Consider the following 14,190-nt stretch of genomic DNA (forward strand, 5'->3'; position numbering starts at 1 on the left):
AAGAACGCGCTGTCACGCCCGATTGTTCCCGTCGTGACCAAGCTGCCGTCAGGACGGGCGTTTCGGACGCTCGATCACTCCGATGGCGTCCAGAGCGGCCTCCAATGCCGACCGGCCTTTGTCGGTGCTGCGCGAAACTTCGGATTTGAGCTGATCGAACCGGGTGCGCAGCGCTTCCTTTTCCTTGCCTTTACAATCGTTCCAAGGGCGTCCCTGAAGCGCCATATGCAATACATAATAACCGATGAAATGCGGGCGTGTTCCGCAAAGCAGCATGCGGCGGTATCCTTCATGCGCACCCAGTTCGCGCAGCTCTTCGGCGGACCGGATGCCCGCCCGCGCGCAGGCTTCCTCCACCGCTGGTCCCAGGTTGCGGATTGACGACACGGGTGTGCTCATCCGCGCGCGCCCTTGGACAACAACGCGTCAACCTCGGGGCCCGCGATGCTTTGCCCAAGGCTGGCAAAGCTGCCTTTGCCGAACATCTCGGCAGCCGATTCGCGGATCACCCGGTGTGTGGCGCGCGCCAACGCAGAGCCCAGCGACAGACGCGCGACGCCTGCCGCAGCAAATTCTGTCCGTGCATGCGCGGTGAACGGTCCCGCGACCAGCGCGTTAACCGGCAGGCGCGTTGTGGCGCAGATTCGTGCAAGATCGGTAAAACGGGGTGGCAACGGGATGTAGACGCAATCGGCACCCGCTTCCTCGAACGCCGCGATCCGGCGCAGGGCTTCGTCCAGATCGTATTGGCCGTTCATCACCCCGTCGGCGCGGGCCACCAGGACCATATCGCGCGGCAAAGCGCGTGCGGCGGCACTTGCCGCGCGGATACGTTCAGCCGCGAGGTCAGGGGGATAGGCGGCGGCGTCCGGCGGCGCGGCATCTTCGATCGACAAGCCAGCAAGGCCCGCTTCGGCGGATAGCCGCACGGTGTCTGCGCAATCCTCAGGCGCATCGCCAAAGCCATTCTCGAAATCGCCCGAGACCGGAAGGCTGGTCGCCGATACCAGTTCCGCCGCATGGGCCAGGGCCTCGTCGCGGCTGATCTGTCCCCCATCGGGCCGCCCCAGGGTGAACGCATGTGCCGCCGAAGAAGTGCCGATCGCTTGCGCGCCCATCGCGGCCAACATCCGCGCGCTGCCAATATCCCAGGCATTGGCCAGAATGAAGGGATCACCGGGCACATGCAGGGCGCGGAAGGCGGGGCCGGGATCATGGCGCATGGTGGGGGCCTTTCGTTTCGGGGAAAGTCGCCCTTGCGATCTCCGCATGTGGGCCTTGAGACGGCAGCGCTGTCAATCTCTGTCAGCCAGCGCTGCCTGAACTTTCTTCGGCAGTTTCGAACGGATCAGATCGTAGGACGTGGTCAGCCGGTCGCGCAACTCATCCTCTTCCGCCAGCCCCCAGGGCACCATCACCCAGGAGCGATGGAAATAGGCGGCGCGTTCGGCTCGGCCCATCTCGATCAGGAATTGCGCGCTGTCGATATCGGCGGTCTTGACCGCCACACCCTGATCCATGGCACCGATACAGGCGAACATCTTGCCGCCCACTTTCCAGGCATCATGCCCGCCGCCCCAGGGGTCGGAAACCTCCGCTCCGGGCAGGGTGGTGCATATGCGGTTGACGATGTCGCGGGTCATGTTGCCGATCATGCGGCAGCATCGCCGATTTCTCAAGCCAAACGAACGCAACGCATGTCAGCCGACACAGCCAACGGCGCGGCCCCTGGGGAGGGGGAGATACCGGGCTGACACGTCGGACGTCGGCCGAAACCAGCGTCATCAAGAGTTTCGCGACGGTAGATGGATGATGGTCACCGGTGGCCGATCCGGCGAAACCCGCACCGGGCCGAAAGGACCCGGTGCCTAGCGGGATGCGAATTGTTTTGCACGGCGCGCGGCATTCGGCTAAGGGTTCGCCCATGAAAACGGCGATCTCTATTTGCGGACCCATTATCACCGGCTGACACGCTCGGCGGGCCGTTCTTCTGTTTCCTCCATGATCCGAAGTTGCTAAGCCCGCCGCGGACCCGCGCGCGAGGACGATATGACGACGATCAAGCTATATAATACCAAGAAACGCTCGAAAGAGGTTTTCACGCCAATCGATCCGGACAATGTGCGTATGTATGTCTGCGGGCCGACCGTGTACGACCGCGCCCATCTGGGCAATGCGCGCCCGGTTCTGGTGTTCGATATCCTTAACCGTCTGCTGCGCCACGAATATGGCGACGAGCACGTCACCTATGTGCGCAATTTCACCGACGTGGATGACAAGATCAACGCAACGGCGGTTTCGCGCAAAGAGGCTGGCGCGTCAGGCACTTTGGAAGAGCTGGTCCAGCAACGCTCGGACGAGACGATCGACTGGTATCATCAGGATATGGATGCGCTTGGCGCGCTGCGTCCCGATGTTGAGCCCCGCGCCACCGAATTCATTCCGCAGATGATCGCGATGATCGAAGGTCTGATCGCCAATGGTCACGCCTACGCTGCCGAGGGCCATGTCTTGTTCGCCGTCGAAAGCTATGCCGATTATGGCAAGCTGTCCGGCCGCACCGTCGACGATATGATCGCAGGCGCACGGGTCGAGGTTGCGCCTTATAAGCGCAACCCGATGGATTTTGTGCTGTGGAAGCCTTCGAGCGACGATCTGCCCGGTTGGGACAGCCCGTGGGGCCGGGGACGTCCGGGCTGGCATATCGAATGCTCCGCCATGTCGTTCGAACTGCTGGGCGAGAGTTTCGACATCCACGGCGGCGGCAACGACCTGATGTTCCCGCACCACGAAAACGAGATCGCGCAAAGCCGCTGCGCGCATCCATCGGGTGATTTTGCCAATGTCTGGATGCATAACGAGATGCTTCAGGTCGAGGGCAAGAAAATGTCCAAGTCGCTGGGCAATTTCTTCACCGTCCGCGACCTTCTGGATCAAGGCATTCCGGGCGAGGTGATCCGCTTTGTCATGCTGTCGACGCATTACCGCAAGCCAATGGACTGGACGGCGGAGAAGGCACGGGAGGCGCAATCTTCGTTGGAAGCGTGGCGAAGCATCTGTGACGGCCAAGAAGTTAACCCACGACCGCCTGCTACGGTTATCGAAGCACTGGAAGACGATTTGAATACACCCATGGCTATTGCCGAATTGCATCGGTTAGCGACTGAACGAAATGCCGGTGCGCTATTGGCAGGGGCACGGCTTCTGGGATTGTTGGAAAGCACAAAGGTGGGGCTCGACTACGACGTCGAGATCGTATCTCTAGTTAATCGTCTGCTTGCGCTACGGACAAAAGCTAAGAAAACACGTGACTTCGCGACCGCCGATGCGATCCGGGATGGTCTCCAAGAAGCAGGTATCAAGGTAATGGATACCCCAAGTGGAGCCAATTGGCTCGTTGAGCGAGATGTGCTGGATACATGGCCATTCCATGAAAGATTACGCAAAGCCCTAGTCCAAGGGAAAGAAAGTGACATCAATGCCGCTAAGGAAGAGGCCAAGGATGCGGGTATAAGTTTTGGAAGTGAATTAACTGCAGACTCGACTCCCGCATGGGTTGGAAAACCCACAGCGAAGTACATTCTGCGCGTTCTACTGAAACTCGAGGGCAAACTGGAGGCGTTGAAGTGACCTTCAGATGCGATGTCCACATTAGTTGTCAATGTGGGGGCCAGCCCCCACACCCCCGGAGTATTTTTTCCAAGAAGAAGAGAGAGGGCGTGTGATGGGGGATGAGGGAGATGTGAGCGAAAAAGAGCGGCTTTATCTGTATGATACCACATTGCGCGACGGGCAGCAGACGCAGGGGGTGCAGTTCTCCACGGCCGAGAAGTTGCGGATTGCGGCGGCGTTGGATGGGTTAGGGCTCGATCACGTCGAGGGCGGCTGGCCGGGGGCCAATCCCACGGACAGCGCGTTTTTCGACGAGGTGCCGGAAATGCGGGCCACGCTTGTGGCCTTTGGCATGACCAAGCGGGCCGGACGCTCTGCCGCCAATGACGAGGTGTTGGCGGGGGTGATGAATGCGGGCACGCCCTCTGTCTGTCTGGTCGGCAAGAGCCACGAATTTCATGTGCGCACTGCGCTGGGCATCTCGCTGGACGAAAATGTCGAGAATATCCACGCCTCGATTGCGCATCTGGTGTCGCAGGGGCGCGAGGCGCTGTTCGACGCCGAGCATTTCTTTGACGGTTACAAATCCGACCCTGCCTATGCGCTGGACTGCCTGCGCGCGGCGCTGGAAGCGGGCGCGCGGTGGATCGTACTGTGCGATACGAATGGCGGGACGCTGCCCGATGAAATAGCGCGGATCGTGCACGAGGTGATCGCGGCGGGCATTCCGGGCGCGCGTCTGGGCATTCACACCCATAACGATACAGAGAATGCCGTTGCCGGATCACTGGCGGCGGTGCTGGCGGGCGCAAGGCAGGTTCAGGGCACGTTGAACGGGTTGGGCGAACGCTGCGGCAATGCCAATCTGACTTCGCTGATCCCGACGCTGCTGTTGAAAGAGCCCTATGCCAGTCAATTTCAGACCGGGGTCAGTCTGGATGCGCTGGAAGGGCTGACCAAGGTCAGCCGGATGCTGGACGATATCCTCAACCGCGTGCCGCTGAAGCAGGCACCCTATGTCGGGTCTTCGGCCTTTGCGCATAAGGCGGGGTTGCATGCCAGCGCGATCCTCAAGGACCCCACGACCTATGAGCATATTGATCCAGGAGAGGTCGGCAACAGGCGTGTCATCCCGATGTCGAACCAGGCCGGGCAGTCGAACCTGCGGCGGCGTCTGGCCGAGGCCGGACTGGAGGTCGCCGCCGGTGATCCGGCACTGGCAAGGATCCTCGAACGGATCAAGGCGCGGGAGTCCGAGGGCTATTCCTATGACACAGCGCAGGCCAGTTTCGAGCTGTTGGCGCGGGACGAGCTGGGCCTCGCGACGGAATTCTTTGAGGTCAAGCGCTACCGGGTGACGGTGGAGCGGCGCAAGAACAAGTATGACAAGATGGTGTCGCTGTCCGAGGCCGTGGTGGTCGTGAAGGTTGACGGCGAAAAGCGGCAGTCGGTGAGCGAGTCGATGGATGCCAGCGGTATGGATCGCGGGCCGGTAAACGCGCTTTGGCAGGCGCTGGTCAAGGATCTGGGGCAGTATTCGGCTGTTCTGGCCGATATGGGGCTGGTCGATTTCAAGGTGCGCATCACCCAAGGCGGCACCGAGGCTGTGACGCGCGTCATCATCGACAGTCAGGACGGGCAGGGGCGGCGCTGGTCCACCGTCGGGGTCAGCGCAAACATCGTAGATGCCTCGTTCGAGGCATTGCTGGACGCGGTGCGGTGGAAGCTGATCCGGGATGCGATGTGACGATGTGTGAGGGGTTTTCTGGTGCTATATGTGTCGCGCGAACGCGTCCGATACCTGATCCGCGCGGCGGTGTCCTGACATTGTTGGATGAAGAACGGCAGGCACGCCAATGAGCGTTGACGCCTGCGCTGCCTTGGTCGAACGGGGCGATCCGTGGCGGTTCGCCTGCGCGATGGCGGCCCCTGTCGCGGCGCGGCGTGTGCTGTTTCCGCTTTACGCGTTCAACATAGAGGTTGCGCGCGCGCCCTGGGTCACGCAAGAGCCGATGATCGCCGAGATGCGATTGCAATGGTGGCGCGACGCGCTGGAAGAGATTGCAAATGGCGGCGTGGTCCGGCGGCACGAGGTTGTCAGCCCGCTGGCGGACGTGCTGGATGCGGATGCCGCGCGCTTGTTGGACCGTCTGGTCGAGGCGCGGCGTTGGGACATCTACAAAGCCCCGTTCGAGGACACACAGCACCTGACGCATTACCTTGAGGACACGTCCGCCTGTCTGATGCGCGCTGGCGTGCGGGCGCTTGGCGGCGCAGATACCGGCGTGGCGGATTACGGGTTTGGTGCGGGGCTCGCGATGTTCCTGCAAGCGGTGCCGGAACTAGAGGCGCGCGGCCGGGTGCCGTTGGTCGATGGACGGCCCGAGGGTGTCGCTTCGCTGGCGCGGGATGGGCTTGCCAGGCTTAGGTCCGGACGCAAAGCGTTGCGCCTGTCACGAGAGGCGAAAGCGGCGCTCTTTCCCGGTGTCACGGCATCCGCGCTGCTGGCGCGGGTGGTTGCGCGTCCCGGCTTGGTGGTGGCAGGTGGCGTGCAGGTCTCGGAGGCGGGGCGCAAGCTACGATTGATCCGGGCCTCGGCCTTCGGACGGGTTTGAGCGGCGGTTACACGACGTCGGGTCCTGTATGCGCTTTGATACGATGAGGCGCGAATAGGCAGCCGCTTGAGCACCTTGCGCAAGGGACGTAATCTAACGCAAACCGGTTCTGATCAGGCACGCTCGGCTTCGTTTTGCGGGCGCAGATACAGCCAGATCAGCGCACCGCCGGCGAGGGCGAGGAATGGCACCATCGCCATGTTGACCGCCGACCAGCCTTGTTGCGCGGACCCGCCAGAGCAGTTCATCAGCCCGCCGGAGGCCAGCGACGCAAAGGTCACGCCACCAAACACCAGCAGATCGTTCAGACCCTGCATGCGGCCACGCTCGTGCGGCTCATGCGCGCCGGCCAGCATCGAGGTCGCGCCGATGAAGCCAAAGTTCCAGCCGATGCCCAGCAGGATCAGCGCGATGAAGAAATTCTCCAGCTGGACGCCTTGCAGGGCGACAGCACCCGCAGCGGCCAGGGTCACCAGGCCGGCGGCCAAGATCTTTTCCACGCCGAAACGGGCGATCAGGTGTCCGGTGAAGAAAGAGGGCACGAACATCGCGAGGACATGCGCGGTGACGATATCGGCGGCGTTGTCTTTCTCGAATCCGCAACCGACCACTGCCAGCGGGGTGGAGGTCATCACAAGGTTCATCAAGGCGTAGCTGACCATGCCGCAGATTACAGCGACGGCAATGCGCGGTGTTGTTATCAGCTCCCAGCGGGAGCGGCCTTTGGGCGCATCCTGATCGGGCACGGGCGGGCGCGGAATATCGAGAAACAGAAACAGCAGCGAGCCAAGGACGTTCACGCCGATGACCGCAAGATAAGTGCCAAGGAACGGGATCACGAAGGAATCGCTGGTCAGCTTGACGAGTTGCGGGCCGATGACGGCCGAGGCCAGCCCGCCGGCCATGACATAGGAAATCGCCTTGGGTCGGTAAGCGTCCGACGCGGTATCGGCAGCGGCAAAGCGGTAAAACCCCTGAGCCGACATGTAGATACCAGTAAGGAAAGACCCCAGCAGAAAAATCGGAAATGAGGACAGGTAAAGCCCATAAGCCCCCACCACGCCCCCCACCGCACCGCCCGCGGCACCGATGAAAAAGCCCGCCCGCCGTCCAAAGCGCTGCATCGCCCAGGAAATCGGCGTTGCCGTCAACATGGACCCCAGCACGATCAACGAAATCGGCAAGGTTGCAAAGCACAGGTTCGAGGCCAGCGATTGCCCGGCCAAGCCACCAATGGTGAAGATCATCGGCATCTGCGATCCCAGGATCGCCTGCGCCAAAGCGAGGACAACGACGTTGCGCCGGGCGCGTCTGTCTGACTGTGCGGTTTCCATGCAGGATCGGTAATGTGTCGCGCGGGGGGCTGCAAGGCTCGGGTCACGGAAATCTTCTTGGCCAATCGCCGCAGCCTGTGCCACACCTTCACTCCAGAGTGGAGAGCACATGACTGCACCGTCAATAGCGGCCCAGCCTGACGTGGGTCGGATCATCCGAACCGATGCCTGTGTGAGTGAGGGTGCCGTTTGGCTGGCGGCAACCGAACCGCGCTTTGCCCATGCGCTGGAACTGGTGGGACCGTTGCCATTGCGGTTACGCCCAGATGGCTTTGGTCAGCTTTTATCGGCGATTGTCAGCCAGCAGGTCAGCGTAGCCTCGGCCCGTGCGATCTGGGGCAAACTTGACGCGGCGGGGATGGTGACCCCGGATGCCATTCTGTCGGTGACCGAAGAAGATCTGCGCGGGCTGGGCCTGAGCCGTCAAAAAGCCCGCTATGCGCATGCTTTGGCCAAGGCGGGGCTGGATTTCGAGGCGCTCCGGCACGCGCCCGATGATGAGGTCGTCAAGCGGTTGACTGCTGTTACCGGAATTGGCGTCTGGACGGCCGAGATCTACGCGATGTTCAGTCTGGGCCGCGCGGATGTATTCGCACCCGGCGATCTGGCCTTGCAGGAAGCGGCGCGGGTTCTGTTTCATTTGCCCGCACGGCCCCGCGAACGTGAGTTGCGAGAGATGGCCCGCGCCTGGTCGCCCTGGCGATCGGTTGCAGCCCGAACGCTCTTTGCCTACTACCATGTGACCAAGGACAAAGAGGGATTGGCATGACACGAGTACTTCAGGCCGGACGCAAGGAACCACTGTCGGGCGAGGCCCGCTCGGTTGTTGTCTTCCTGCACGGCTACGGCGCCAATGGCGCGGACCTGCTGGGGCTGGCCGATCCGCTCAGCGAACATCTGCCCGACACATTGTTTGTAGCGCCTGACGCGCCAGAGGCCTGCGCGGGCGCGCCAATGGGGTTCCAGTGGTTTCCGATCCCATGGATCGACGGATCCAGCCAGGAGGAGGCGGAATCTGGCATGCGGGCGGCGGCAGAGGATCTGAACGCCTTTCTCGACGCGCTTCTGGTGGACGAGGATATGCTGCCGGAACAGATGGTGCTGCTTGGGTTTTCGCAAGGGACCATGATGGCATTGCATGTCGCGCCGCGGCGCGAAGATGCGGTTGCCGGCTTGGTGTGTTTCTCTGGTCGGTTGCTGTCGCCGGAACTGCTTGAGGATGATACCATCAGTCGGCCCCCGGTGCTGTTGGTCCACGGAGACGCCGATGACGTTGTGCCGCCGCAATCCCTGCCTGAGGCCGCCGAAGCGCTGCAAAAAGCCGGGTTCAAAGAGGTTTTTGCCCATATAATGAAGGGCACAGGGCACGGCATCGACCCCGAAGGTCTTGGCGTGGCGCTGGCTTTCTTGCGCGACAAGTGCAGCCTGTAGCGCAGCAATACCCCTTGGCAACCGCCGCATATGGGCTGTGCGATAGGTCGGCCCGTCTGCCCGCAGTGGAAGACTGACCGGCACATTGGTCAAATGACGACAGATATGTCCAAGCGTTTGATGTGCCGTAGGTCTAGACGGGACGTGGTCGTTTATCATCCCGTCTAGTGGCGGCTGATCTCGCCATTGTCACAACTCTGTCAAATCCAGTCGATATGCTGACGCCAAGCACCTCAACTAGCGGGGGCTTGCGCCAAGCCATCCACGATATATAGTGGCCGCAGGCTAGAGCGGGATGGCCTGCTCCGGTGCTTGGAAAACGTCAGGCAGGGCAGGGGACGTGTCGCAGATGCAAGCCGATTTCAGAACGAATTTTGTCCGGGAATCCGGTGCCTTACGACAACATCCGGCCTTGGTCCTGAACGCGGATTATCGGCCGCTGTCTTATTACCCCTTGTCGCTGTGGCCTTGGCAGGACGCGATCAAGGCGGCGTTTCTGGACAGGGTCGATATTATCGCCGAATATGACGAGGTTGTCCGAAGCCCGTCGATGTCCCTGAAAATTCCCAGCGTCGTCGTCCTGAAAGACTATGTGAAACCCAGAAAGCGCGTGGCCTTCACGCGCTTTAATCTTTTTCTGAGGGATGAATTTCTCTGTCAGTATTGCGGATCGAAGGGCGATCTGACCTTCGATCATGTGGTGCCCCGCGCCGCGGGTGGAATCACCAGCTGGGAAAACGTGGTCGCTGCCTGCGCGCCTTGCAACCTTCGCAAAGGATCGAAATCCCTGCGCAACGCCGGACTGTCGCTGCGCAAACCACCGCGCCAGCCCGGTGCGGAAGAGCTGCGCAATATGGGCCGCCGCTTTCCGCCCAACCACCTGCACAAAAGCTGGCTGGATTTCCTTTACTGGGATGCAGAGCTGGAAGCCTAGGCTGAGCGATCATGGCCAATGTAAAAATGACCATAGAAATCACCAAAAATGGTTTTTGAGGTCAAAAGTGATGCATCGGATTCACAGAGCGTTGACGTGTTAGGATATAAAACCGCCGCAATGTCCTGACTCGTCCATGCGTGACAACATGTGGCTGCTCTGGTCGATCCGAAAACTGGCGTGGTTGCCGCGACATTTACAAAGGTCAAATTTTGGTCCGGTGTGCCTGTCTCGGCCCAAAGCCAACTGCGACCTCGGCACACTTTCCTTGTAAGTTGTTGAAATAAAACTCATTACCTTGGATTGCGCGACACGCACCGTCATTGAAAAGCAAAATTTTCTGGAAATTTGGTGGGCGACCCTGGAATCGAACCAGGCGTGCGTCTCCGCGAGGGAGTTACAGTCCCCTGCCACACCTTGCGGCCTGTCGCCCACGACCGGGCGCGCCCGGTGTGAGGGGGTGATTACATTTGCCCCAAACTGGCGTCAACAGGAAAATCCCTTGCGCCGGGCAGAGCGTCGTCGCATTGTCGCGGGCCGCGGCGAATGGGGAAACGGGCAGATGAAAAAACCAAAATGGGTGGTCGAGAAGGAACAGGCGAAAAAGGCTGCCGGGTCAGAGACCGTGTGGCTGTTCGGTCTGCATGCCGTGCGCGATGCGTTGGAAAATCCCGCACGCGAAAAATTGCGCCTGATCGTGACTCAGAACGCCGCCGATAAACTGGCACCAGCTATTGCCGCTGCCGGGATTGACCCGGAAATGAGCGATCCGCGCAGGTTTTCGGCACCACTTGATCCGCAATCGGTGCATCAGGGGGCCGCGATGGAAGTCAAGCCGCTGAACTGGGGGCGGCTGGAAGATGTGTGCCTGGGCGATGGCACCGCGCCACCGCGCCTTGTTCTGCTCGACCGTGTGACCGATCCGCACAATGTGGGGGCCATCCTGCGCTCTGCCGAGGTGTTCGGGGCTGCGGCGGTGATCGGGACGATACATCATTCGGCCCCCGAAACCGGTGCGCTTGCCAAGACTGCGTCGGGCGCGCTGGAGCGTCAGCCATACCTGCGCATCCGCAACCTCGCCGAGGGGATGAACAAGCTGCGCGACATGGGCTATGTGCTTCTGGGTCTGGACGGGGAAGCCGAGGTCGACCTGGAGACCGCTTTGGATGGTCGTCGGGATCGTCCGGTAGCCTTGGTTCTGGGGGCCGAAGGGCCGGGTCTGCGGCCCAAAACCAAGGATACCTGCGATCAATTGGCCAAGATCCCCTTCGCGCGGGATTTCGGCTCGCTGAACGTGTCCAATGCCGCGGCGGTGTCGCTCTATGCTGCGCGCCCGTGAGCACAGGGGCTTGTAACGCGAAGGGCGGCCCTCAATATTTCAGGCGGACCACCGGAGACGTGAGCAGAGATTGCGAATGACCGCCAATACCAAGATTGCCACCTGCTGTTACTGCGGAACCCGTGCAGCGCTTGAACTGAGAGGGGATGTTCGGCACGAATTGGCCTGCACCTCTTGCGGTGCACCACTGCACAATCTGAAGATGTTGCGCACGGACGCTGCGGCGGTAGCCAAGGGGGCACAGGGCAAGACCATGCGGCGGAGCAAACCGGCCATGCCCATGAGGGACAGACCGTCCCGCAATCCCAAAAAAGCGCGCTATAAAAAGCGGAAAGGTTTGGCGCAGCGTTTCGTCGAAGAGGCGTTTGACGTCATTGAGGATCTGTTCGATTGAGCTGTCTCGCGGACGGACAGCATCCGGAAGGCAAATACTGACGGCGATTTTGTACCTCATAGCGGTCGCAGGGCGGCAGAGCGCTTCGTTGCGCGTTGATGTCGTGTCATGAGGTTTGCACAGGCAGGCTCTGGTCAAAGTCGTCGCGGTCAATTATCTGCGGGGTAACACGCAAAGGGACTGCCCATGAGTTATAACGAACCCGGACCCGTCGAAGAAAACTGGAGCGATGCGATTTCGTCGATCGAAGAGATTGTCGAGGACGCCCGCAATGGCCGTATGTTCATTCTGGTCGACCATGAGGACCGCGAGAACGAGGGCGATCTGGTCATCCCCGCGCAGATGGCCACCCCGGATGCGATCAACTTCATGGCGACGCATGGGCGCGGGCTGATCTGCCTGTCGCTGTCATCGGACCGGATCGAAGAACTTGGTCTGCAATTGATGAGCACCAACAATTCCTCGCGCCACGAAACAGCGTTCACCATCTCGATCGAGGCGCGCGAAGGCGTGACCACCGGCATTTCCGCTGCCGACCGGGCGCGGACGATTTCCGTGGCGATTGACGGATCAAAAGGCGCGCAGGACATAGCCACGCCGGGGCATGTGTTCCCGTTGCGTGCCCGCGAGGGCGGCGTGCTGGTCCGTGCAGGTCATACAGAGGCCGCGGTGGATGTCAGCCGCCTCGCCGGGCTGAACCCGTCGGGCGTGATCTGCGAGATCATGAGCGAGGATGGCTCCATGTCGCGCCTGCCGGAACTGGTGGCCTTTGCGCAGCGCCACGGGCTGAAGATCGGCACGATCAGCGACCTGATCGCCTATCGTCGCCGCCACGACAACCTTGTGCGCGTGCAGAAGGAAGAGGTGATCGACAGCGAATTCGGTGGCGAATGGACGATGAAGATCTATTCCGACAGCACCCATGGCGACGAACATATCGTACTGGTCAAGGGGGACATCACCGGAGACGACCCTGTTCTGGTCCGGATGCATGCGATGGACCCGATGCTGGATGTGATCGGCACCGGCCCGCGAGGGCGCGCGGACGAGTTTCGCGCAGCCATGAAGGCCGTCTCCGAGGAAGGCCGTGGCGTTGTTGTGCTGCTGCGCGACACCTCGATGAAGCTGGACGTGCATGACGAAGTGTCGCCAAAGACGCTGCGCCAATACGGGCTGGGTGCGCAGATCCTGTCTTCGCTGGGCCTGTCAAGGCTGACGCTGCTGACCAACTCGCCGCAGCCCAAGGTCGTCGGTCTGGAAAGCTACGGGCTGGAGATCGCGGGCACGCGCAAGATATCGGAGCTGGGCTGATGGCCGGGCAATCGCATTACACGCTGCCACGGCCCGAATTCGACCGCCCGGTGAAGCTGCTGATCGTGGTCGCGCCGTATTATCGCGACATCGCAGACGGGATGCTGGAAGGCGCACGCGCCGAGATCGAGGCTTGCGGCGGCACGCATGAGACGGTTGAGGTTCCCGGCGCGCTGGAAGTTCCAACAGCCATCGGCATCGCCGACCGTCAAAGCAACTTTGATGGTTACGTCGCCCTTGGCTGCGTGATCCGCGGCGAGACGACGCATTATGACACGGTCTGCAACGACAGTAGCCGCGCGCTTCAACTGCTTGGTCTGCAAGGGCTTTGCATCGGCAATGGCATCCTGACGGTCGAAAATCACCAACAGGCCGCTGTGCGCGCGGACCCGGCAGACCAGAACAAGGGCGGGGGTGCGGCTGCTGCGGCCTTGCATCTGATCGCGCTCGCTCGTAAGTGGGGCGGCCAGCGCAAGGGGGTCGGGTTTCGTCCGGCCTCTGACGAATATCAGATCGCTGGTCAAACCAAGGGCCCGTCGACCGCATGACCTCTGAAACCGCGCCCCTTTCGGGCAACCAACGCCGCAAGATGAAATCCGCCAGCCGCCTTTATGCGGTGCAGGCGCTGTTCCAGATGGAGCATTCCGGTCAGACGACGAATCAGGTGCGCGTTGAGTTCCTCGATCACCGGTTTGGCGCGGTCTATGAAGGCGACGAAATGGCCGAGGGCGATCCGGACCTTTTCCGGGCACTGCTGGATGAGGCGGTGAACAATCAGGCGCGGATCGACCAGATGACCGACCGGGCGTTGGTGGCAAAATGGCCGATTGCGCGCATTGATCCGACGTTGCGGGCGCTGTTCCGTGCGGCCGGCGCAGAGCTGGTGTTGGCCGATACCCCGCCCAAGGTGGTGATCGTTGAATTTGTCGATGTGGCGCGGGCCTTCTTTCCCGAAGGCAAAGAGGCCAGTTTCGTCAATGCCGTGCTGGACCACATGGCACGAGAGGCGCGCCCGGAAGCATTCTGAGCAAGCTTCGGGGTCTATGCGCGTCAGCACAGCTTCGTGTTTAGCCCGTTCTCCAATTAGCCTGGCGGTCGCAACGCCAAAGTCCGGCACGCCGACCCTGCCAATTCCCGCTCAGGCTAGTCACCCGGAACTGTAATTCGTATCATAGACTGAACGGGATATCGGGAGATGATGCGATGGTGGGCCGAGTTGC

At 61.3% G+C, this 14,190-nt stretch carries 15 protein-coding genes and 1 tRNA gene; 11 read left to right on the top strand and 5 right to left on the bottom strand.

Annotation, left to right across the window (positions count from 1 at the left end):
* Nucleotides 1-48 precede the first annotated feature (48 nt).
* From ACN0WV_RS14595 to ACN0WV_RS14605, 3 genes are all read right to left on the bottom strand, one after another.
* Complete coding sequence (locus ACN0WV_RS14595; protein ID WP_417606765.1) at nt 49-399, bottom strand: TfoX/Sxy family protein; 351 nt, start codon at nt 397-399, stop codon at nt 49-51.
* Nucleotides 396-1,223, bottom strand: coding sequence for an isocitrate lyase/PEP mutase family protein (locus ACN0WV_RS14600; protein ID WP_417606767.1), 828 nt, complete (start codon nt 1,221-1,223; stop codon nt 396-398). Before ACN0WV_RS14600 ends, ACN0WV_RS14595 begins: the two co-directional genes overlap by 4 nt.
* A 72-nt stretch (nt 1,224-1,295) precedes the next feature.
* The gene (locus tag ACN0WV_RS14605; protein ID WP_417606769.1) at nt 1,296-1,643 is read right to left on the bottom strand and encodes an MmcQ/YjbR family DNA-binding protein; all 348 of its coding nucleotides are present in this window, start codon (nt 1,641-1,643) and stop codon (nt 1,296-1,298) included.
* A 406-nt stretch (nt 1,644-2,049) separates the two neighbouring features.
* Here ACN0WV_RS14605 and cysS point away from each other — a divergent pair, with 406 nt between their 5' ends.
* From cysS to ACN0WV_RS14620, 3 genes are all read left to right on the top strand, one after another.
* Entirely contained in the window at nt 2,050-3,630 is a 1,581-nt protein-coding gene (gene cysS / locus ACN0WV_RS14610) for a cysteine--tRNA ligase (RefSeq protein ID WP_417606771.1), read from the top strand.
* A gap of 94 nt (nt 3,631-3,724) precedes the next feature.
* Entirely contained in the window at nt 3,725-5,359 is a 1,635-nt protein-coding gene (gene cimA, locus ACN0WV_RS14615; protein WP_417606772.1) for a citramalate synthase, read from the top strand.
* Nucleotides 5,360-5,468: 109 nt separating this feature from the next.
* Complete coding sequence (locus ACN0WV_RS14620) at nt 5,469-6,227, top strand: squalene/phytoene synthase family protein (RefSeq protein ID WP_417606774.1); 759 nt, start codon at nt 5,469-5,471, stop codon at nt 6,225-6,227.
* Nucleotides 6,228-6,340: 113 nt separating this feature from the next.
* Here the strand turns inward: ACN0WV_RS14620 and ACN0WV_RS14625 are convergent, their stop codons facing one another.
* Nucleotides 6,341-7,561 (bottom strand): MFS transporter, encoded by a 1,221-nt coding sequence (locus ACN0WV_RS14625; RefSeq protein ID WP_417606776.1) that lies wholly within the window; start codon nt 7,559-7,561, stop codon nt 6,341-6,343.
* Between the two features lie 109 nt (nt 7,562-7,670).
* Here ACN0WV_RS14625 and ACN0WV_RS14630 point away from each other — a divergent pair, with 109 nt between their 5' ends.
* From ACN0WV_RS14630 to ACN0WV_RS14640, 3 genes are all read left to right on the top strand, one after another.
* Nucleotides 7,671-8,330 carry a DNA-3-methyladenine glycosylase family protein gene (locus ACN0WV_RS14630; RefSeq protein ID WP_417606778.1) on the top strand — a complete coding sequence of 220 codons (660 nt, stop codon included), beginning with the start codon at nt 7,671-7,673 and terminating at the stop codon, nt 8,328-8,330.
* Nucleotides 8,327-8,992 carry an alpha/beta hydrolase gene (locus ACN0WV_RS14635; protein ID WP_084353504.1) on the top strand — a complete coding sequence of 222 codons (666 nt, stop codon included), beginning with the start codon at nt 8,327-8,329 and terminating at the stop codon, nt 8,990-8,992. The genes ACN0WV_RS14630 and ACN0WV_RS14635 overlap by 4 nt, the downstream gene beginning before the upstream one ends.
* 349 nt (nt 8,993-9,341) lie before the next feature.
* A complete protein-coding gene (locus ACN0WV_RS14640) occupies nt 9,342-9,926 on the top strand; it encodes an HNH endonuclease (RefSeq protein WP_116599903.1) in 585 nt (194 codons plus the stop codon).
* 349 nt (nt 9,927-10,275) lie between these two features.
* Here ACN0WV_RS14640 and ACN0WV_RS14645 read toward each other — a convergent pair.
* Nucleotides 10,276-10,359, bottom strand: a tRNA-Tyr gene (locus ACN0WV_RS14645).
* A 129-nt stretch (nt 10,360-10,488) separates the two neighbouring features.
* On the opposite strand from ACN0WV_RS14645, the gene rlmB reads away from it, so the two are divergent.
* The 5 genes from rlmB (at nt 10,489) to nusB (ending at nt 13,997) form a co-directional block, all read left to right on the top strand.
* Entirely contained in the window at nt 10,489-11,265 is a 777-nt protein-coding gene (rlmB, locus tag ACN0WV_RS14650) for a 23S rRNA (guanosine(2251)-2'-O)-methyltransferase RlmB (RefSeq protein ID WP_417606780.1), read from the top strand.
* A gap of 76 nt (nt 11,266-11,341) precedes the next feature.
* Nucleotides 11,342-11,659 carry a hypothetical protein gene (locus ACN0WV_RS14655; protein ID WP_417606782.1) on the top strand — a complete coding sequence of 106 codons (318 nt, stop codon included), beginning with the start codon at nt 11,342-11,344 and terminating at the stop codon, nt 11,657-11,659.
* A 186-nt stretch (nt 11,660-11,845) separates the two neighbouring features.
* Nucleotides 11,846-12,970: a 3,4-dihydroxy-2-butanone-4-phosphate synthase gene (ribB, locus tag ACN0WV_RS14660; RefSeq protein ID WP_417606784.1), complete on the top strand. Its 1,125-nt coding sequence runs from the start codon at nt 11,846-11,848 to the stop codon at nt 12,968-12,970.
* Nucleotides 12,970-13,518, top strand: a complete 549-nt coding sequence (locus tag ACN0WV_RS14665; RefSeq protein ID WP_417606786.1) for a 6,7-dimethyl-8-ribityllumazine synthase — start codon at nt 12,970-12,972, stop codon at nt 13,516-13,518. Before ribB ends, ACN0WV_RS14665 begins: the two co-directional genes overlap by 1 nt.
* Nucleotides 13,515-13,997 carry a transcription antitermination factor NusB gene (gene nusB / locus ACN0WV_RS14670; protein ID WP_417606788.1) on the top strand — a complete coding sequence of 161 codons (483 nt, stop codon included), beginning with the start codon at nt 13,515-13,517 and terminating at the stop codon, nt 13,995-13,997. Before ACN0WV_RS14665 ends, nusB begins: the two co-directional genes overlap by 4 nt.
* Nucleotides 13,998-14,190 lie beyond the last annotated feature (193 nt).

It is taken from the genome of Primorskyibacter flagellatus (assembly GCF_048268605.1).
GTDB lineage: Bacteria > Pseudomonadota > Alphaproteobacteria > Rhodobacterales > Rhodobacteraceae > Primorskyibacter > Primorskyibacter flagellatus.

Excerpts from the sequence above, each read along its gene's own strand:
- ACN0WV_RS14595 (WP_417606765.1), bottom strand. The coding sequence starts at position 399 with ATGAGCACACCCGTGTCGTCAATCCGCAACCTGGGACCAGCGGTGGAG.
- ACN0WV_RS14600 (WP_417606767.1), bottom strand. The coding sequence starts at position 1,223 with ATGCGCCATGATCCCGGCCCCGCCTTCCGCGCCCTGCATGTGCCCGGT.
- ACN0WV_RS14605 (WP_417606769.1), bottom strand. The coding sequence starts at position 1,643 with ATGACCCGCGACATCGTCAACCGCATATGCACCACCCTGCCCGGAGCG.
- cysS (WP_417606771.1), top strand. The coding sequence starts at position 2,050 with ATGACGACGATCAAGCTATATAATACCAAGAAACGCTCGAAAGAGGTT.
- cimA (WP_417606772.1), top strand. The coding sequence starts at position 3,725 with ATGGGGGATGAGGGAGATGTGAGCGAAAAAGAGCGGCTTTATCTGTAT.
- ACN0WV_RS14620 (WP_417606774.1), top strand. The coding sequence starts at position 5,469 with ATGAGCGTTGACGCCTGCGCTGCCTTGGTCGAACGGGGCGATCCGTGG.
- ACN0WV_RS14625 (WP_417606776.1), bottom strand. The coding sequence starts at position 7,561 with ATGGAAACCGCACAGTCAGACAGACGCGCCCGGCGCAACGTCGTTGTC.
- ACN0WV_RS14630 (WP_417606778.1), top strand. The coding sequence starts at position 7,671 with ATGACTGCACCGTCAATAGCGGCCCAGCCTGACGTGGGTCGGATCATC.
- ACN0WV_RS14635 (WP_084353504.1), top strand. The coding sequence starts at position 8,327 with ATGACACGAGTACTTCAGGCCGGACGCAAGGAACCACTGTCGGGCGAG.
- ACN0WV_RS14640 (WP_116599903.1), top strand. The coding sequence starts at position 9,342 with ATGCAAGCCGATTTCAGAACGAATTTTGTCCGGGAATCCGGTGCCTTA.
- rlmB (WP_417606780.1), top strand. The coding sequence starts at position 10,489 with ATGAAAAAACCAAAATGGGTGGTCGAGAAGGAACAGGCGAAAAAGGCT.
- ACN0WV_RS14655 (WP_417606782.1), top strand. The coding sequence starts at position 11,342 with ATGACCGCCAATACCAAGATTGCCACCTGCTGTTACTGCGGAACCCGT.
- ribB (WP_417606784.1), top strand. The coding sequence starts at position 11,846 with ATGAGTTATAACGAACCCGGACCCGTCGAAGAAAACTGGAGCGATGCG.
- ACN0WV_RS14665 (WP_417606786.1), top strand. The coding sequence starts at position 12,970 with ATGGCCGGGCAATCGCATTACACGCTGCCACGGCCCGAATTCGACCGC.
- nusB (WP_417606788.1), top strand. The coding sequence starts at position 13,515 with ATGACCTCTGAAACCGCGCCCCTTTCGGGCAACCAACGCCGCAAGATG.